This window comes from Candidatus Neomarinimicrobiota bacterium, from assembly GCA_036476315.1.
Taxonomy (GTDB): Bacteria; Fidelibacterota; Marinisomatia; order Marinisomatales; family S15-B10; genus JAZGBI01.
In genome coordinates this window covers 1-21245 of the sequence record JAZGBI010000111.1, presented here as the reverse complement: position 1 = coordinate 21245, position 21245 = coordinate 1, and the positions used below count along the sequence as shown (strand labels likewise).

Below are 21245 nucleotides of genomic sequence, written 5' to 3'. Positions count from 1 at the left end.
CTACTCCGGTAACTATGGGTGACAAGGTGCCAGCAAGACGGAAGAAACGCTCACTCCGTCAGTCGACGCATCCCATACCGCCAGAAAGGGTGGAAGAGTCGCAGAAGCAATACGATCGTCGCCGGACTAGAGAAGAAACGAAGGAAGAGGTGAAACGGGGGCTGGAGGAAGAATAAGATATAGAAATAACCTAACAAGTAACGAAAAAAGGGCGGCTTTTAGTCGCCCTTTTTGTTCTTGATTCTTCTGTTCATCTCAAGAAAGGAGAAGAATAGGTAGTCTTTTTTCGTACTTCTTCCCGATTTAATCGGGATACCAAGAGAAGCTCCGACTGAGAATGATCTGGCTGTTTTTCTTGTACTTTTCTTGGTCGCAAGAAAAGTACGAAAAGAACTCCGGCTGAAAAACAAGCTCACTGGTGTTGGTTATCGCCGTGGGGATGAATTAAACTCCTCCCCCCGACACGTCGGGAGGACTCGGACAGTAATTCATCTTGATCCACGGCTCTGCCAACCCCTTATCGTCAGCTTGTTTTAAGGCCGTTTCTTTCTTACGCGACACCTGCCCGCCACAAACGAAGTGGGACAGGCGAGAAAGGACGGAGATGTCAAGATCTTGTGGGGAACCGTGGGACGATGCGAGAAAGAAACGTGCTGTCCGTGGAGGGCTGGTTAGAACTTAAACGAGAAAGTGAACCGTTCCACGCCGGAGAAGAAGGACATCTGCGAGTAGGCGTAATCAACGGAGAAAATGGTATTGGTAAATGGAATCTTGTACTCAACACCCCCACCGAAAGTAAAGAGCTGTTCGTAATCCCCCAGAAACGAGGTCGGCTCCGTTAACGTGGTTACTCCTTGTCCCTCGTCATAAGCAAGATTCGCCGCAAATCTGTTCACGAGTCCTGCCCTGAAATACAGCATATCATAGGCGGCTACCTCAAATCCCATGTTGTAGTGAGGTCTGAAATCGCGGGGGTCGAAATAGTCGATATTCATGGTCAAGGATAGATCACGTGTCTGGAACACCCCCCCCGGTCCCATGGGTTGTAATGAGATTCCGATTCTCACGGCGGTGGGCAGGGGCCACGATCTGGCTTCCAGAAGGGTGTTCACATTGGGATTTGAGCCCACATCGGGGAATATGTCGGTTTTCTTGTAGATGAGATCGGCACCGCGCATGGTCATTTCGGAACCGAAGTTGGTGATGGCCATGCCCACCGTTAGTCCCAGAAAATCTGTCCTGTACCGAGTCCCCACATCGACAGCAAAAGCCCTTGCCTGGGAAAAAGAGATAGTTTCCTGAATGAATTTCGCGTGAATCCCGACGCCGAAGCGGTCTGAAATTCGTTTCGCGTAGGCCGCACCGGCCTGAAAGTCGCCGGCGGGGAATTTTCGACCCGTACCATCTGGCTGCTGTTCCGTGGTTTCATCCAGGTCATTCATGGTAAGGGAGAGAATGCTCAAGCCTAGTGAACCGAATCGGGGGCTGATGGGCCACCCGATTCCAACGAAAAGGTGGTCAATACCGGCAATCCACTGTGTCCGATGGAACATAACCTCGGGACCCTTCAGTGCGACGAGTCCGGCAGGGTTCCAGTAAAGTGCACTCACGTCCGTCACCTGTGCGGTGAAGGCACCGGCCATTGCTTCCGCTCGAGCACCCACCCCGATTTTCAGGAAGTGGGCCACGGAGGTGCCCACATTGTCATTCACGGCAAAGAGAAGATTGGAAAGGGCCAGGACAAAGACCGTTCTTGTTATCTTTTTCATAACATCATTTACCGAATAATGGCAAGCTTGCCAACTTCGCTGAACGTTTTCGGATTTCCACTGCTATCGACACCTTCGGCCTCCACGTTGAAAATGTAGATCCCGAATGCCACCTCCTGGTTGTTGTATGTTCTCAAGTTCCAGGCCTCAATGCTGGGCCCGCGCCAACCCTCGCTCCCCTCCTTGTGTTCAATTACCTTTAGAAGTTCACCCGCCAGGGTGAAGATGCGAATAGTGCATCTCTCTGGCAGGTAATGAAACTGGACTTCCTTCGTTTCGATGTTCGTTTCGTAGACCGAGGTGACCACGTAGGGATTCGGCACAACCTTCACCTCTTCGAGTTGGCCTTGCGTGTTCAGGACGGATTGAGAGGCGGAAGATTGAATCAGATAACTGTCATCCACGGAGAGGGGCTTGGTGGTGCCTACGAGCACTCTGTCGCCAGTTTCAGGATCAATTGAAGTGTCGCAGAGAGCCGACACGTTTGCGGTCATTCTAAGTCCCGGAATAGTGTCAAACGTGAATGTCTCAAGGTCGTACTGAAAAACATCCACTACGGTATCGGTGATTGTTGTATCGATGTCAGGGGAGTCACAGTATGCCGCCACACTGTCGGCAAGTCTCGGGATCATGGCGGAAATCCCCGCATTCAGCTCTGATACGGCAAAAACCGAGTCAAAGTAGCAGTCCACAAAAGGTTCTCCTTCATCCCACGTAGTATCGCTGTCCAGATCAGTGAAATGTTCACCCTCATCATAGATTCCATTTCCGGGCTGGGTGGTATCGCAGAGGACGGTGACTGAAATGTCGGAAGATTCAGCGACCGGGTCCGGAGCCATGAGGGTAAATCCCCACGTGATAGCTGGCGTCGTTTCCCCGTTTGGCACTTCAATGATCCTGATTTCCGTACCGCTGGTGATCACCCCGCCCACCGGAGTAGGAGACACAATGAGCTGGTCAAACCGAAAGGTGTCTGGGGTTGCTGAAACGTTCCACAGTTCCAGAGGTATTTCAGCGCCTTGTGGAGCGACGAGTGGCGTACTGCCTTCGAAACGGATCTCATAATCATCGGGATTCCCGGGGGTCGAAATTGGGCTGGCGACCACGTTCCAGTTGGTGGTAGCCACAGAATCTTCGTTCTGCGGATTGGACCAGTACGTTGATTCGTCATCCTGAAGCACATCTTCCTGATCAGTGACCATGAACCGCATCCCTTCAAAACTGGGATTGTATGTCTCACCTGACAGGAGGGTGCTTTCAAAAATAGGATAGTATTTATAGGAGACGGCAAACGAAACCTCTTTCAGTTTGGCCAGGGCGCCTTCCTCAGTGGAGAAGATTTCGCCTTCTTCCGTATCCACCGTAAAATCCACTCCCTCTTGGTATTCGCCATCATCCGGATCCGTCACCACAACCGAGCTTTCCAAAATATTTCGATGAGGCAAACCTGTCCCCGTCACGGCAATTTGTCTGGTCACAGTGAACAGGTTCTCATTCAGTACGGAGTAGCTTTTTGTGGTGTCATCGGTGTCGTCAAAATCGTCATTGATGGTAATGGAGTAATTGTAGCCATCCAACCGTGCGGCATCATAGATGGTGTAGTGGACATCTGCGGTGGACCGCCCTGTGAGTTGCTTCACTTCGATCATCCCGGCGTCAAAATCAGTTGGTCTCGATTCGGGAATCAGAATGACCGTATTGTTTCCCGAGGCCGCAGCATCGCTTCTCGATTTCTTGGGTGGGTTTTCCAGGGGAGGGATAATGCCATCTGTGTGATCGAACGCTGAGACAGCATACCAGTATTCCAAACCGTTAATCACGTTCTGGTCAGTGTAGCTGTATTGGAGGCTGGAGTTGTTGCCAAGATCGTAATAGGCCGCGGGGCTCCCATAGGCGATGACGCCTGACCAGTCATCCTCAAGGTCATATATGGCTTCAGGTTTATAAAAAACGGTATTCCCTTTTCCATCCGTTATGGGATCACCCCAGGTTGCACCCCTGTCGGTGGACTTATAAATCCGGTATCCTTCAAACGCATTATTGCCTGTGAAGGGATCAACGCTGTATTCACTCGGATAGGTATCCCAGTAGAGGGTAATCTCTCCATCTCCGGCCACACCGTTAACGACGGGCTCATCTGGAGGTGCAGGTGCCTTGAACGCAGCATCGAAGAGGAGTTGGGCCGTCAGGGCGTTATTCAACAGGTCCGTCTCATTCACACCAAGAATATCCGCAAAAACAAAATCAACGCTCTCTCCCGGCGCCAGCGTGATAGGTCCTGAGGTCATCACAACAGTAACATCGGGACCGTAAGCATAGGGTTTTTGCTCCGTATCGTCGGTGTGGGGAGCTTCCTGATATCCCGTTGTGCCGGGATCTTCCTTGCCAAAGCCTCCACGGATGTGTATATAATAGGCCTCATTGTCACTCTGAGCATCTAGATCATAGGGAAAGGCGAAATAGTTGGTCACTCCCAATTCTTCCTGTTCATCCTCTTCGTCGATATCGCCATCGGCGTCGTTGTCCACACCATCAAATCCTTCATCCACCTCCCCGTCACCATCGTTATCAAGACCATCCGCTGTTTGTGAGTAAGGCGTCTTCAGAGCCTTGAGTCCATTCCAACCGACTCCCGAGGAGATAAATCCTTCTGATTGATCATCGCCATCGTAGATAATCGCCAGATCCCACAGAAGGGGCTGATCAGCAACACCAATCTTTTCAAACATGAGGGGATCCCCCCGTTCAATAAAAACTGAATAATCGTCTGTCCACTCAGCACCACCCTGTTCCGGCGTGTCGGGATCTCCGTTAAGGCCCACGAAAACTTCCCGGAGCGTATCGGGACCTACGTTGGTGAATCGTTCCCACCAGATAACAAAATCCTGATTCAGGTTGTCGTCATATTGAAGTGCCCACATGTCCACCCGAATGTTCAGCGGTCCCACGCCGTTACTTTCGAGGGTGTTCCCCTCTAGGGGATCGTTATCGGTGACAACAAAATAGGCCTCTCGCTTGCCGGCAACCAGACCATCCAACACACCGGGAAACCGCAGTCCCGAACCTTCGGGGTGATCGAGATCGAGTGGGGCCTCTATTCCCGGCCAGCTCAAACCTGTAACGGGGTCGGTGTAGGTTCCCGTGGGATCGGTTTCAATGGGCCATGCATCCGGCCATGATCCCGGCTTGTCGCTGAAGGCAATGCCGATGTTCGACTGATCATCGACGATTCCAGCGTCGTATCCCGGCAGAGGTTCCCACTCCTCTTCGCTATCCCGCAAACTCCCGCGTACACCCGTAGCCACCGATGGCTGGCCCTTCACGAGTCCCCCGACTATGGGGGACAGGGTCCAGTAATAGGTGCAGCATTGAGCCTTTGCCATACTGCCCGAGGGGAATTCGTGGTTCAATCCCCACCGGTCGTAACCCAGCGTTGCCGCATTGGAAAACCTCACCACCAGGTTGCCAATATCCAGAACGCTCCGTTTTCTGTCTTCAAAACCGAAAATCCTCAAGAGAGAAGGGCGTTTCTTCACCGGAGCGACGCGGGTATTATAGTAGTCGCGTTTGCTCAGCCCGTCTGTCTGGCCAAGAGCGATAGAGGCTGAGATAAGTACCCAGACAGGAAGATTCACAAGGCGACGGGATCGCAATTTCATCCTGAGCCTCAATCGAACATCAGGCTGATACCAGCTTCAATGTGTCTCGGCGAACCGAAGTACTGGGGTCTATCCTCCCAGGCGGCCGAAGAGTTCGGGTTCAAGCTCTCATCGGGCTTACCCGAATTGTTGAAGACATTCAGAATATTCCGTTTATTGAGAACGTTTCTCACATCCAGGAACAGGCGCGCCGTGATCCTGTCGAATCGAAAATCCCTGTATGCTTTCATGTCCACCACGGCTGTGGAAGGCATCCGGCCGCTGTTGCTATCTGCCAGATTGAGTCCGCGAACATCGGTAGGTGTAAAAGGTAACCCGCTTCCAAGGTTGCCGATAAGGTTCATGCCGTATCCCTTCGGATTCCTGTAATCGAACGTGAAATTGAACGTGTGCGGTTGATCCCACGGCATGATAATGGTCTTCAGGGAGGGGTACGTACCATACACGGAGGCGAGATAAGCCTCGTTCCAGTGCGTGTATTCATTGGCGGCATTGGAGACAGCTTTCTGGTATGAGTAGACAATGGAGAAAGAATAGTTATTGGACAAGAGCTTTTTGAGGTTGAATTCGATACCCTTGGCGTTTCCGTAATCAAGATTTTCGAAGATAGCATAGTCCGTCGGATCCACATATCTTATGACGGCGGAAATATAATCGTAGATGTCCTTATAGAATACTGTGGTATTCATAACAAAATCCTGCGAGATCTGCCACCGGATTCCAAATTCGTACGCGATGGTCGTCTCAGGCTTCAGATTTGGGTTGCCTACGGGTGGGATGTAAAAATCCTGTAGCGAATAGGGAAAAGGCCAGAGAGAGTTTTGATAGATGTTCGGGTCTCCCTGATTAGCCAATCTGAACATTTTGTCATAGTCGGGATACTGGAAAAATTGTCCGTAGGAGAAGTGAAAGGCGATGCGGTCTGTAATGGGATATCCAATCCCCAGTCGAGGGCTCAACTGCCACTTTTTGGTGGCTCTGGGAGGCTCCACAAAATCGCCATTCTCATCGAAGTATCCATACCGTTCTACCGCTCCTGTCCAGGTTCCGTCGCCGTTTGCGTCAACGTAGAATTCTCCTGAATCCCACACTCCATTTCCGACATCTGTGAAGATCTCGCCATTGGTGTACTCGCCGTCTCCGTCGGTATCGACGAAAAATTCGCCGGTGTCCCATTTCCCGTTTCCTTCGTCATAAAAGGGCTCTGCTTCCGCGTTGGCCCTAGTGTAGTTCCCTTGAGCGTCCTGGAAGGCAAGCGACCGGGTGGGGTCGGCGTATTCACTGTTGGGATCCAGATAATCCCAGCGAACTCCCAGGTTAATGATCCAATCCTTGAATTCGATCTTGTCCTGTATGTAGAGGCTTCCCTGATAAGGTTCATACTTCCAGTTGACATACGAAGGATCGCCTGCGACTCCCCAGATGCCGCCCCCGAATCCCGTGATGCGGAAATCTTCGAGCAACAATCTCCTGTACTCCCCACCAATCTTGATCAGGTGATGCTGATTGATCTGGGAGGTAAAATTTCCTTCGATGGAGGTGGATCTTGAGGCGTACGTTTCATAGAAATTGTCTTCGGAAAGGGCCTCTCTGACGGAGTCACCGTTGGCGTCGAGAACGGTGTGGGGACCGTAGAATTCATAGTTTGATACCCCCTCAAATGCGGTGGTTCTGAAGGGGGGCGTGATCCCGTAGCTGTAGTCCCCACTCCCATCGAGATCCACGTAGTCCTCCCCCGGACGCCAGACACCGTCACCGGAAACGTCGATGAAAAAGTCGCCATCTTCCTCATCAAAAACGCCATCCTGATCTGCGTCATAGAGAAGATTATCGGCACTGCCGGAGCGGTAGATTCCGTCAGGGGTGTCATGGAACGGTTCCGCGTAGAAGTTCCACCAGCGGTCAACGACTCCCTCTTCCCCCGCGGTGGGAATTCCATCCAGTTCCCCTTCATCCGGACCGTTCCAGATTCCGTCGCCGTTGGTATCCACGAAATCTTCTCCTGAATCCCATGTCCAGTTGTTGTTTTCGTCGGTAAAGGATTCCGCGAATATCCCGTCTCTTCCCGTGTCAAAAACATTGCTGTCCCAGATTCCATCGCCGTCCACATCGGTGAACGGTTCTCCCGGGGTATATTCCCCGTCTCCATCGGCGTCTCCATAGGGTTCCTGGGGTGACCAGTACGTGTTTATTCTGGCGACATCACCCGTATGCGATATTTCCCGCTTGGTGCGCCACAGGCCTTCATCTATATCCATATACTTTTCAAGCCCTTCCAGAGAGCGGTTCACAAAGCGGGAGACCTTGATATTGTAGAATGTTTTCGACGAAAGAGCATGGTTGAGATTTACGTATAAAAGGTCACTGTCTTCCCAGATGAGGGCACGGTTGTCCTGGTAGAGCTTGTAGTTCATGCTGAAAGGACGCCGGTCGACGCGATTGAAAATCCCTCCTGCCGTTAACTTGATACTCGAAAACGGCCGGACCACCAGTTTCGACGTAATGCGCGCCTGATCCCGGAACGTGGCGTTCTTGTAGACGTGACCTTTCACCAGGAGCTCATCTTCATCATTGTCCTGGTCAAGGTCATAGATATCCTGTACGTATTGTTCGTTGGTAAACTCGCCGTTTTCATCCGCATCCTCATAGGGCTCATTCAAATCCCACTCCCCGTTTCCATTCAGATCGGTAAAAGGATCTGGATCGTAGGTGTCATTCCCATTAAGGTCGTGAAACACGGGTTTTACAGCCCGTGTTCTACCAAGATACGTGTCGGTCTTATGAATGTCCCCCGAGATGAAAAAGGTGGCGAAGTTTCGCCGCAGGCCCGGCACGGGAATAGGTCCTCCAAGGGATCCTTCAAACCGGCGGGTGTTCCAGTCAAAGGACGGTTGTTCTTCTGAAATGGGTCTGGAAAACTTGTCCGTGGAAAAACGTAACGATCCGTTGAAATCCGGCGTCCCTTCCTTCGTAAGAATGTTCACAACACCGGACATGGCCTCCCCATACTCGGCATTGAAAGCACCGGTAATAACGGTGAGTTCCGAAATCCCGGGTCGGCTCACGTCGGTGCCCATGCCACCGTAGATGGCATCTTCTACCCAGAATCCGTCTACCATGTAGGCGATTTCGTTGGACCGTCCCCCACGAATATGGATACCGTCATCGCCGCCGCCGTTATTGTTCTCCACGACGCCTGCCACGTTGTTAAGCACTTCCATGTAGGAGTTTACGGGCATGTTTTCAATCTGTTCTGCCAGGACGGTTGTTGTGGTGGCCGTCTGATCTCTCACGATCACGGGCCTCTCAGCCGTTATGGTCACTTCCTCTCCCTCAATGGCCGACTGTTCCATTTCGATATCCACCGAGCTGGTATGGTCTGCGAGGATGGTGACGTTCTTGATTTCCACCCTCTTGTACCCAATCATTGAGGCGACGACGGCATATTTTCCCCCTCGAACGTTAAGAATGATGTAGACACCCTTTAGATCCGTGGCCGCTCCCTGTGGCGTTCCCTGGAGGATAACATTGGCTCCCACGAGGGGCTCTCCCGTGTCACGGTCGGTGATCTTACCCGTAATTTTACCGGTTACTCCGCCAGATAGTGACGGCGGAAGGGTGAGAATAAGAAACGCTGCCAAACAAAGTGCAATCTTCGCTTTCATCTGTTCTATCCTTAATTAAATAGAGGGATGATTTCCCGAGTGTCTCAACTATGTTAGTGAAAAAGTCGAATGAAGTCAAGAAAAAGGCCTTTCGCCATATGCAGGTAAGATCTTGTGATGATTGTCCAATCTGAATGCTGGCCCCGAACTTCCATTCATTGCACCCCCCGTCACCCAACATTCTCGTCGTGGGATTATCTAGACCGTGGATTCTTCTCGTACTTTTCTTAGCGTAAGAAAAGTACTGCAAAAGAAGCTTGGCTGAAAAATCCTCCCGCCCGTATCGGCTGGAGCCACGGGAATCCGTGAAACTTGCCCCCCCGACACGTCGGGAGGTCTCAGACAGTCATGGATTCTCCGAAGGATCTTGAGATGATCCGCGTCTCCGCCTCCACGAATACCGACAGGACGATTTTAAGGCCATTTCTTTTATTCCTTTGTCTATTTTTTGTCGCATTTGAAATATTTAGTTCTGTATGGCCGAAAGGAGCTTGAGGGTGAGGGTTGTTTTCTGTTTGATCCCGTCTTGGATATCGCCATATGGCACAAATATAGGCGGGAGAGTTAAAACAATCTCCTCAAGTGGTCTTGAAGCCGGACCGAATATTTCTTTAGCGACAGTTCTCCACGGGATGTTGAGATTTTCGTCTCCCGATCAAATCGGGAAAAAGGACAGTAAGAAAAAGATTAACGTTGTCTCAGACGGTGTTGCCCATTGCCGCGAGGATGAATGAAACTCTCCTCCATTTTCCCTGTGGTAGTCGTTCTTATTGAAAACTCATGAACAAATCGAGTATTAAGACCAGAGACTCTTACATGCTTTCCCTTACGCCTTTTTGCTTCACATAGTGCCCCTCCCATGCTTAGATTTTTCCAGTAGTAAGAACGCCATGACCACAAAACCTCTGTTTCCCTTCCTGGTCCCTTTTCTCCTCGGGGCCGCCCAGGTCACTCCGCTGCACGTGGACACAGACGTGGCGCAGTTCCGGTACGATGATGAAGCCAATTACCTTGAACTCTACTACGCTATCGACGAAGGACAGTTGACATATGTGGAAAAAGAAGGACGATTTGAGGGGGCCCTTCTGATGCTCGCCACATTTATTTCACCGACAGATGAATCGGTGGTCTTGGACAGGGTGTGGCGGATTCCCCATGCTGTGGAAGACACGAGCGGAGAGCTGTACCGGAACAGCGTCATGGGAGTGATCGGTCTGGCGATTCCCAATGGTGACTACACACTGAAGATGGAATGTTTTGACGAGAATAATAATTCCAGACGTTTTGAAGTAATACACCCCGTTCCTGAGAAATCATTTGCAGGTGACAGCATCAAATTGAGCGAAATTGAACTATGCTCATCCCGCCCAAAACCTTCCTCAGATATAGAAAGCGTTTTTTACAAGAACACCCTTGAAGTATTGCCCAACCCCGGGAACGTCTACGGTCCGGGGGCCCCTTTCATTCACTATTACATGGAGGCATACAATCTTCTGACTTCATCGAAGGAAGGGGTTTACCACACCGTCGCTTCCGTGTCAGATTCTGAAGGTAGGGTGTTGATGGCGCGAAGAAAGACGAAGTCCAGGGTCAACGAATCGAGCGTGGAAACGGGCTCCATCAACATTTCATCCCTTCCTTCGGGTACCTACCATCTGAACTTTTCCGTAACTGATTCGGTGGCGGATGTCACCGTTGCGTCAGTCAAGACGTTTCATATGGTGGGAGAATATCCGCCGCGTCTATCCGCCGGGGTTCTGGCGTCTGAATATGGGGGAATGCAGGAAGAGGACCTGGATCGGGAGTTTGAAATGATGGAGTACATCGTGAGCGACGAGGAGGCATTTCGATACGAAAGCTTTTCGTCCTCAGAGGAGAAAAGAATGTTCCTGTTTGACTTCTGGCGAAGGCGGGACCCAAATCTCCAGACGGCCGTGAATGAGTATAAACGGGAGTTTTTTAGTCGCGTGGACTACACCAATCAGGCTTTCCGGGTAGGTAGAAAAGAGGGGTGGAAGACAGACCGGGGCCGGGTTTATCTCACATACGGTCCACCCGATGAATACGAGCGGAGCGACAGTGAAATGGGTATGAAACCTTACGAAATCTGGTATTACCACGAAATCCAGGGAGGCGTCATGTTTGTGTTTGCAGACCTCTTCGGCTTTCGCGACCATCTCTTGCTTCACTCAACCCATCGGAATGAACTCCGAGATGATAACTGGGAAATTCAGGTCCGTGAATGACTTAGGGTTTTCGGCGACCTAATTTCACTGAAAAGAGCAAAATGTGGCCAAAAAAGTCTGGGAATGCGATTGTTACACTTGACAGAACGAAAAGAGTTGTCTATATTTCTTCAAGATTTGACGATTTGCCCGTTAAGTTCCGAGGGAGGGGGAATCCAGGGCGTTTTAGATAAATCAGAGACTCTTCATAGAGAGAGGGAAATTAGTGCGTATGGCTTCGAGACGGGTGAGTCACCTTTTTTTGTTAATCGATCATTTAAGGAGCATAGCCTAAGATGACTTCAAGCAGGTTAGGTATCGTACTCATTGTCTTACTCCTGGTGGGGATGAGTTGCATCGATATGGATAATCCCGCCATGACTACGCAGGATTATAAGTCTGAGGTGAGATTTGTGAATCTTTCCCGGCTCGGATCTGCGACTGTCAAACTGGCTGATATTTCTTTTGGGAGTCTTTCGTTCGGTGAGGATAGTGAGTACAAAGAGATTGACGCTGGGTCCCGAACTCTTACCGTGGAGTTTCCGGAGAGCGATGGATCCCAGGATACGGAAAAGCAGATGGTCTTTGCAACGGAGAGGAAGGGGAGCGTCTTTATTCTTGGAGATACATCGGGGGTAAGTTACTTCAATGCGCAGGAACGGTATATATTCGAAGCCCCCGAGAACTTAAATCCCGACTGGACGAATCCTGATTCGGCCATTGTCAGGATATTCAGTGCCTTATCAGACTTTGATGAAGTATCCGTCAATGTGGTGGGCAACAATTCAAGCTTTCTTGCCGAAGGTCTCTCATATGGCGACGACTCTAATTATCAAGCGATTTTTCCTGACAACTATTCTGTTTCTGTCGATACCAATGACGTCTCGGTATTCTCAGATTCTTTGTCGTTCGCTAAAGGTGGCCGATACACGGTAGCGGTGTACGACACTTTGATGAAAATTTTCGATGATGATTAGTTTCAAACCTGCCTGCCACCAGGCAGGAAGCCCCTCAAAAAAGAGGAAAGAAAAATGAAAAGAGGTACTTTTCAGACTTTGATATTGTTGACGCTTCTTGTGTCGACAGTTTATGCCCAGCATGGTAAGATCAGCGGCTCGGCCATTGATCGGGAGACCCGGGAGCCATTGATCGGTGCCAATGTTATTCTTGTGGGGACGTCTTTGGGAGCCGCAACCGACACAGAGGGAGAGTTCATGATCCTCAACGTTTCTCCGGGCACATATTCCCTCAGGGCCACCTATGTTGGATATCAGCAAGTCACCATCAGCAACGTGAAGGTGGTGGCGGGACTAACAGCCTTTGTGGAAGACATCGAGATGAGCCCCGTCGCCCTTGAGGGAGAACCAATTCAGGTTGTTGCCGAGAGACCTTTGATTGAGAAAAGTGCGACCAATGCCGTTCGGATTCTCACGTCGGAGGACATGGAGAATCTACCCGTACGGGGAGCTCAGGACTATTTTACTCTTCAACCCGGGGTGATACTCCAGAACGAGCGTGTCCATATCCGCGGAAGTCGTTCCGACGAGGTGGGATACCTCATTGAAGGGGCCAGCACAAAAAATATTGTCAGCCGCGACGGTGGAAGCCTGATAACCACGATTCCCGAAGCTCTTGAAGAGGTTCTCGTTCAGGCAGGAGGATATACTGCACAATTTGGTGGCGCAAATGCTGGAATCGTTCAACAGAACTTCAGGACCGGGGGACAGCGTTTGCATACTTCCTTTCAGATGGAGTCCGATAATTTCGCTGATGCCGGAGAGCAGTTCTTGAATACATACTCCTATGGTTACTCGGATTATGTGCTGACGCTCAGCGGACCTCTTTTCAGTAGAAGTGTCCGGTTCTATCTGGTGGGGGAGAACTATTTTATTCGAGAACATAACCCTGTGTTCTGGTCCGGTTCGCCACAGTTCTGGTCGGATGGTGCTCCAGTGGATACGGTATATGACAGCGGCCTTCGCGGCGGGACTAAGGGTGATATGGAAGTCTTGAATTGGGACCCGGGTAATGTTCCTGGAAGATTCCGCAACCGGTATTCCGTCAATGGGACTCTCCTGTTTGATTTGAAGCAACTTCAGATAAGAACTGCAGGAGCCTATACGTGGCAGAGACGGAAAGGGGGGGAAATCGGTATCTATGGAATTACCGATTATCCCGTGAGAAACCTTTTCGCACTTGAAAGGCAGCCTCTCAATGACTACACTGAGGCATTTTGGAATACAAAAGCAAGTTATTTCATTACGCCCAAGAGTTTTCTTGAGCTGAACTTGAACATTGTTGATCGCCGTAGGGAAACCTATGATCCGTTCTTTGGGGACGATATTCTCGCCTACGGCGACAGTCTGAGAGCCGCGGAACATGGATGGACCTATGGAGGATATTCCGGACTATCGCAGCCTTACGACTTCCATGGATTCCCGTTCCAGCGCCCCGGTTACTTGCTCACCGGTTATACCAAGGACCAGCGGGCGTATGTGGGAGGTTCCGCCGCACTTACGGCTCAAATGGGTAGGCATGAGCTAAGAGCGGGCGGCTCCACGGAGAATTGGACGGTAAGGAATTACTTTATTAGCGGAGGGCGCGGAGGCCTGCCATCGCTGCTCGGTTTTCTTAGATTGAATCCGGATTCTGCAAGAGTTGAAGATGCCATGGCCACAATGATCAGGCAGCAGGCTACACCCAATATTTACGGATTCGATGAGTTCGGGAACGTCCTAGATAAAGGTGATGATGGTCCAAGGCACCCTCAATTCAGTTCATTGTATCTTCAGGACAAAATTGAATTCAGCGACCTGATCATTAATGCTGGTGTTCGTTATGACTATATCGATATGGATGCCTGGGCACTCGAAGATTCCACGAGGCCGGAATATGATTTGGATGAATACACACTCCTCGGGATCGGGAAAAGCAAGGCTCATCAGTTCCTGTCACCCCGGCTTGGTTTTTCCTTTCCTGTGACAGACAGGACCGTATTCCACCTGCAGTACGGAAGGTTTGTCCAGGCGCCGGGTCTGGACGTGACGTACAGGGGCCTCGCATATTCCGCCTATGTTTTGGCGGCAGGTTACTACTTCATCAATCCTGTAGGTTATGACCTGAAGCCGGAGCGGTCCACTCAATACGAGGTGGGCTTCTCCCACCAGTTCACAGATTTTGCCGCTTTTGACTTGACCGCCTTTTACAAGGATATCAAGGGACAGATTCAGTTTGACAATATCCTTACTGCCACTGGCTGGGATATCTCTCGTTATGCGGCTTACGTCAACCAGGACTTCGCGACTACAAAAGGGCTGGAATTCAGTCTGCGTGTAAGACGGATAAACCGCGTCGGAGCTCAAGTGAATTACACGCTTTCTGATGCTCGAGGAACGAACTCCTTTTCCCGCAGTGCTGGTGGAGCCATAGAGGGTCCGGGAGGGGAAGCACCCAAGATTGTGGTTCCTCAGTCTTACGACCAGACCCACAGGGGATCGATGAATGTCGATTATCGATTTGGACCAGGGGATGGTGGTCCAATCCTTCAGAGAACGGGGTTGAATCTCCTGTTGACCTTCAACAGTGGGCACCGATTTACTCTGGCCAAGAGTCCGGGTGGTTTGGGTCAGGAGGATGCCGCAGAGGGAGCTATCCTAAACGACACGGATTCGCGTCAGAGGGCCCCCCTCGAACCCATCAATTCTTCCCAGACGCCCTGGGTTTTCAACCTGAATGTGCGCATCGATAAGACTGTGGGAATCGGAGGAATAGACTTGAATTTCTACGTCTACGTCCAGAACCTGATTAACAAAAAGAATGTGATCAACATCTACTACGCCACTGGGAATGCCTTCGATGACGGATTCTTGTCCAGCGTTGACGGTCAGCAGATAGTTCAGAGTGCCGGTGAGCGATTTGCAGATCTTTATCAGGTCATCAATATGGAAAATCGACAGCATAACTGGCGTCAAAACGGATTCGATCTGTTCGGAACACCGCGTCAGGTTCGCTTCGGGGTGAGTCTGGAACTGTAAGTCATTTAGGGAGACAAAAGAAAATGATGAAGAAACTGTTGAATTTTCTTTTAATAGGAGTTCTTCTTCTTACGTCCGGGTTCGCCCGTGAAAAGCCAGGGTCAACACCAGAGCCCTTGACCAAAGTGAGTGTGGCAGAGTCGCCCATATCGACGGTCATGACTATCAACAATATTACTCTCTGGGTCAGGGGTGATGGGTGGCATGAGGCTATAGTTGACGGTTCATGGAACGGAACATTCCCGAAAGGCAAGGCTGGCTTAATCTTCTCTGAAGGAATGGTGTGGGGTGGCTTTGTTCGTGATGGTGTTACTCCCGAATTGCGGGTTGGTGGCTCGGAACACGGATCGGGTAATGTTGCAGGTCGAGTCCTCTCAAAGGGTGAGGCGGTTGATCCCGATGATCCCGATGTTCGCCCCTACCGGGTACGCCCTGACTTCCAGACAGCCGACCTGACAGATGATGCGGCCAATTTCTACCTCGTCCCTGTTGATGAAGTAACCGGCGCCAATACTGAAGAGATACACGACTGGTATGAGATCGATTGGCTCAACTGGCCTTGGGAATGGGGAGCTCCTTACGTTGACAGGGATGGAAATGGCGAGTATGAGCCTGATCCCGACGGCGATGGCATCTATGGTGAATTGGAAGTCGACGATGGCGATACGACGTATGTTGAAGATATTCCGGGAGTCGAAGGAGCTGATCAAACTATGTGGATTGTCTATAACGATCTCGACGCAGGCAGGGTCGTGGGACTTCACGGTTCCATTCCCACAGGTCTGGAAGTGCAGGAGACATACTGGGCCTACGCCCTCGATAACCCGCTCGGGAATGCCATCTTCAAGAGAGTTCGACTAATCTACAAGGGTACAGAAAACACTCCTGACGACGCCGTCATAGAGGATATGTATATTTCACAGTGGTCAGATCCTGATCTGGGTCAGTACACGGACGATTATTCGGGTTGCGATACAACCTTAAGTCTCGGGTACGTCTATAATTCCACCAACAGCGATGCGGTCTGGGATGCCTGGGGGATAGCATCGCCTGCGGGTGGTTACGATTTCCTTCAGGGACCGCTTCTGGAGGGAATCGCTGGCGAAGACCGCAACAAGAATGGTGTAGACGATTCCGAAGACTACGCCATATTTGATCTGAAACCCGTCGGCCCCGGATTTATTAATCTTCCCATGACGGCCTTTGTTCCCTTTATCGCGGGTTCCCCACGAACCGATCCCACGTTGAATGCTTATGAGGGAACCTTGCAGTGGTACAATTTGATGCGTGCTTGCGAGCCACGGCCGGGATATCCTGCCTGTGACCCCATTCTGGACGAAAGAGGGAATCCAACCAATTTCGAACTTTCAGGGGATCCCGTCCTGGGCAGTGGCGACCTGGATGGACAGCCGACCCCTTGGAATCAGCGTCGCTACCCTCCGGGTGACCGGAGAATAACAATGTCCAGCGGTCCTTTTAATATGGCTTTCGGCGATACGCAGGAAGTGGTGGTCGCTCTCGTTGGAGGCTCGGGAGAGAATTACCTCCAGAGTGTAGCCATTATGAAATTCAATGATACCTTTGTTCAGGAAGCCTACGATAACCTGTTCGACTTGCCGAGCGGTCCCCCCGCGCCGGATCTGAGGATCATTGCACAGGACCAGGAGCTTGTCCTTGAGTGGGAGTCAAACACGGAAGCTGTGGCCGCCACGGAAAACAGCGACATCAAGGGATATTTGTTTGAGGGATACAACGTTTATCAGTTGCCCGGCGCCGCTGCATCCAAGAGTGAAGCGGTTCTTCTGGCCACCTATGACCTTGAAACGTCACCCGGGTACATCTTCCAGGATGTATTCGATCCTGACGTGGGTGTGGCCGTCAATAAGCCTGTTCAGTTTGGTGTTAACAGTGGAATCTCGTGGTACCTGAGGATCACGAAAGATGCGTTTACAGGGGAGAGACTGATCAACGGGAAAACATACTATTTTTCTGTGACGGCTTACAACCAGAATATGAGTCTAGATGTGTCCACCCACGCGCTGGAAAGTCCCCATACGCAATCGCTGCGGGCAGGCATTCCCCACTCACCGGATCCACAGACCATCTATCCACATTCCCTTGGAGACACCTTGGAAGTGGTGGACGTCGAGGGATTCGATGATGCCCCGGTGATCTCCGTGCTCTCGGATCCTGAAGCCCCTGATGGGGAGGAATTTGAGGTGCGCTTTACGGTGAATGAGACGGCAGACACGACGTGGTGGGAATTGGTACGAGTGGATGTTACGCCGGAAACCACCCTCGTCTCCCTCTCCACTAACCTGGATGGAGTAACAGAATATCGATACCTACACCTGGGTGGTTTTGTCTTGACGGTTGGCGATGTGTCAGGGGGGATCAAATCGGTGACGGAAGAAGGGAATAACGTCGTGGGATCGAACCCGGGTGGTGATTACTACCTTTCCGGTTCAGCCTCCGATATGGTGGCGAAGGCCATTGATGAGAACGATTATGAAATCCGGTTTACGTCGAGCGGCAGCTTCGCCCTCACAGGACCGACGCTTCCCACAACAGACTTTGTTCAGGTCCCCTTTGAAGTATGGGACCTCGGCGCACCGGATGACGATTCGGACGACATGCAACTTTTCGGCTACTTCGATGACGCAGCGGATGACGGGGAATGGAATACGGAAGGAAACGACCCCATTGGTGGGGAATCCGTCTTCGACAAGATCCACATAGCAAAGGTGGGTTATACCTCCACCACGGATACAGTGTCGGGCCAGGACAAGGCTAAGATCTTTTTCTCTCTGGATTTCAGACCCATCGATAAGATTTACGTTGTGGGATCCCAACCGCAAGAAGGGACAAACATTCTGTTGAGTACCTACAAACAGATCAAGGACGGAGATATAAAGCGTTTTTCTGTTGGTACCGTTGACAGGGACGACGAGGGAGACACACCCAAAGAGAGAGTTAAGAGAGTCACCGTCTTCCCGAATCCATATCTTGGGATCAATACGTGGGAGATCAGCCGGTTTCAGAAATATGTCACATTCTCTCATCTCCCCAAGGTGGTTACCGTGAAGATCTTCACCCTTGCGGGCGTCCTTGTGCGGACACTAACGGAAGAGGATAAATCAAATCCTGATTCCCAGTTTCTGCGATGGGATCTCACCAATGAGAATGACCTCCCCGTTGCGAGCGGTATTTACATACTTCATGTGGATATGCCCGATATCGGGGAAGAAACTGTCCTGAAGCTGGCTCTTGTACAGGAACAACAGTATCTCAGGAGTTATTAGGGAGAAAAAGGCAATGAAAAGATTGATCACTACCCTTCTATTGGGGGGAATATCTCTTGGCATAATGACTTCCGGCCTATATGCTGGTAGCAAGCAGCGGGTTGGAACATCCGCTGCCTCTCAGCTTCTGATCCCGGTAGGAGCCAGGGATCTGGCCATGGGGGGATCCACGGTGGCGCTCAGTTCCGGCATCGAGGCCCTCTACTGGAATCCGGCCGGTATTGCCCGTTCGGGGAATAATGCCGACCTGATGGTTTCCCGCATGGATTACTTTGCCGATATCGGTGTCAACTATGTTGCCGTGAGCGGCAATTTTTCGGGATTTGGATCATTGGCCTTCAGTGTCAAGTCACTCTCCTTTGGCGATATTCCCATCACGACGGAGGATGCTCCCGACGGCACAGGAGGTAGTTTCTCTCCCACATTCTTCACGACGGGATTGACCTTCGCGAGGCAGCTGACTGACCGGGTTTTCGTGGGTGTTACATTGAATCTGATTTCCGAGGAGTTTTCCCGTGTCCAGGCCTCGGGCACAGCTCTCACCGTGGGTGTCCAATACAGTAGTTTTGTCAATGTGCCGGGCTTGACTGTGGGCGTTGTGATCAAGGATGTCGGAACTCAGATGCAGTATGGTGGCCCCGGTCTGTTACGAACTGGCTCTTTCAGTGATGCGGATCGAGGTCCCGCGTTCTCCAGCATCCAGGCCGCGTCTTTCGACCTCCCCTCGACCATGGAACTGGGGATGTCTTACACCGTGCCCATGCCGGGCAACAGTCTCGTAAACCTTACGGGGATGTTCCAGAATAACAATTATTCAAGCGATGAATATCGGGTTGGTGGGGAATATGTCTTTGGAGATTTCGCATTCGTGCGGGGAGGATATACCCTGGCTGCTGACGACGATGAGGAGGCATACCTCTTTGGACCCACCTTCGGCGGAGGGGTGAAGCTTGACGTCACAGGCCTCGATATGGCGGTGGACTACGGATTCCGCGCATCTGAAATTCTCGCCGCCAATCACGTGTTTGCGTTGAAGATTGGGTTCTGATCGCAGTTATTCATCCTCAAAGGAGGGCAGGGGGGTAAGTCACTGAAGGAGATGATAATAGCTATTTATCTTTACCCAGCAAGAAATTCAGGCAAGAAAAAATTTGAATTGTAATTATTATATGTTGATGATAAACTATAACAATTGAACTCGAAACTAACCAAAGAGGAGGAATGGATATGAAGAAGGTTAATGGTGGGGTTTTGTTTCTTCTTCTACTGTCGGGCATTGTCTTCGCTTCTCAGGACTTTATTTTGGGTCCCGATGGAAGACACTATCGTGTAGACAGTGACGTAAGAGCAATTCCCAATTCCAAGGAGTCAATCATGGCACGCTCCCGGGTGACCCCACAAGTCCCACTGGCGACGGAGGATTTTGATCTCCGATGGCCTGACGGTGGTGACCTGGTGAACTTCGGATTCTCCACTCACGAGCCCACGCCGGCAGTCGGTGATTCCATCGCCCAGTGGATGGTACCTGCCGCCGAGGCGACCGTGAAGATGTTGATGCTCTACAATGTCAACTTCGAAGGGACATTCGAGTTCTGCCTGTATGAGTCCAATTACAGTGGTGAAGCCGAGGTTGCCGGATGCGCGGACGCGGCTGGTTGGGTTGGCCTGTACTTAGATGCGAACGGTGAACAATGCGAAGATGGCGATGACTGCACGTGGTCAGCCGGTGACGATGAGTGCTTCAGCGATCCGCCACTGGGGGCTGAAATCTGGCCCGGACTCGGCATCGGTTGCTGGTCTGTGGAATTAGATGGCGAAGAGGGTTGGCTCGATCCGATAGACATGTCGTCCATCGGGTATGCGGAGGGCATTAGTGATGATTTCTTCATCGCAGGCCTCGCAACCCGGACCGCAGGATGGGGCATCGGTGCTCTCCCTCAGCCGGTGACACCGTACCACGGATTCAAGTACTATTGGGAAGAAGATGGTGGTACCAGTGGAAATTGGGGGTGGCACATCCGTACCTATGGATGGGAACTGTATGCCGTAGTTGAATACACCGCGGATCCTGCCCCATTCATCCTAGACCTGACGGTACTGGGGCCAACACTGTCCGAAGATCCAAGGGAAGTATCGGCGACCGTTACCGACATAAATCCCATCGGTGATGCCGGTGTTGAGGATGTCACTCTTCACTGGTCCATCAACGAGGGGAGTGAACAAACCGCGACGATGGAAGCTGATGCCGACACCTTTTCTGCCGAAATAACGGGTGCCGGAGCGGGTGACGCTGTGGAATACTACGTTACCGCTGAGGACGTTGAAGGAAACATGAGCGAAAGTCCTCTCTACGGATACTCCATCTTCGAGCCTGTCGAGGACGGCTTGCTGGTCAACAATGGTGACTTCGGCCAAGGGACCGTCGAGTTGTATTACCTTTTCGGTCTTCTGGGCGAATTCGAATTCGACTACTGGTCAGTCAACGATTTGGGTGCGGACAGGAGCCACCGCCGCGATTCTGCGCCTGGCCTGGGCGGGTGTCAAACGGGCCCGTCCGGGCGCCGCGTGCCACATTACCCTGAGCCCGCCGC

The 21245-nt window shown here is 51.3% G+C and carries 9 protein-coding genes; 6 read left to right on the top strand and 3 right to left on the bottom strand.

Features of this window, described 5'->3' with window-relative positions; translation table 11 throughout:
- Positions 1 to 671 precede the first annotated feature (671 nt).
- From V3U24_11690 to V3U24_11680, 3 genes are read right to left on the bottom strand one after another with little or no spacing between them, the layout of a single operon-like run.
- Positions 672 to 1769 carry a PorV/PorQ family protein gene (locus tag V3U24_11690; protein ID MEE9168105.1) on the bottom strand — a complete coding sequence of 366 codons (1098 nt, stop codon included), beginning with the start codon at positions 1767 to 1769 and terminating at the stop codon, positions 672 to 674.
- 8 nt (positions 1770 to 1777) lie between these two features.
- Positions 1778 to 5428, bottom strand: a complete 3651-nt coding sequence (locus V3U24_11685; protein ID MEE9168104.1) for a hypothetical protein — start codon at positions 5426 to 5428, stop codon at positions 1778 to 1780.
- Between the two features lie 8 nt (positions 5429 to 5436).
- Positions 5437 to 9093: a TonB-dependent receptor gene (locus tag V3U24_11680; GenBank protein ID MEE9168103.1), complete on the bottom strand. Its 3657-nt coding sequence runs from the start codon at positions 9091 to 9093 to the stop codon at positions 5437 to 5439.
- Between the two features lie 890 nt (positions 9094 to 9983).
- Between V3U24_11680 and V3U24_11675 the strand changes: the two genes are divergently transcribed.
- The 6 genes from V3U24_11675 to V3U24_11650 all read left to right on the top strand — a co-directional run.
- Complete coding sequence (locus V3U24_11675; GenBank protein MEE9168102.1) at positions 9984 to 11339, top strand: GWxTD domain-containing protein; 1356 nt, start codon at positions 9984 to 9986, stop codon at positions 11337 to 11339.
- Positions 11340 to 11614: 275 nt separating this feature from the next.
- The gene (locus V3U24_11670) at positions 11615 to 12295 is read left to right on the top strand and encodes a DUF4397 domain-containing protein (protein MEE9168101.1); all 681 of its coding nucleotides are present in this window, start codon (positions 11615 to 11617) and stop codon (positions 12293 to 12295) included.
- A gap of 54 nt (positions 12296 to 12349) precedes the next feature.
- Positions 12350 to 15352, top strand: a complete 3003-nt coding sequence (locus V3U24_11665) for a TonB-dependent receptor (protein ID MEE9168100.1) — start codon at positions 12350 to 12352, stop codon at positions 15350 to 15352.
- Between the two features lie 23 nt (positions 15353 to 15375).
- Complete coding sequence (locus V3U24_11660; GenBank protein ID MEE9168099.1) at positions 15376 to 18654, top strand: T9SS type A sorting domain-containing protein; 3279 nt, start codon at positions 15376 to 15378, stop codon at positions 18652 to 18654.
- Positions 18655 to 18667: 13 nt separating this feature from the next.
- The gene (locus V3U24_11655; protein MEE9168098.1) at positions 18668 to 19702 is read left to right on the top strand and encodes a PorV/PorQ family protein; all 1035 of its coding nucleotides are present in this window, start codon (positions 18668 to 18670) and stop codon (positions 19700 to 19702) included.
- 179 nt (positions 19703 to 19881) lie between these two features.
- The coding region (locus V3U24_11650; GenBank protein ID MEE9168097.1) for a hypothetical protein at positions 19882 to 21245 on the top strand (1364 nt) is incomplete at its 3' end.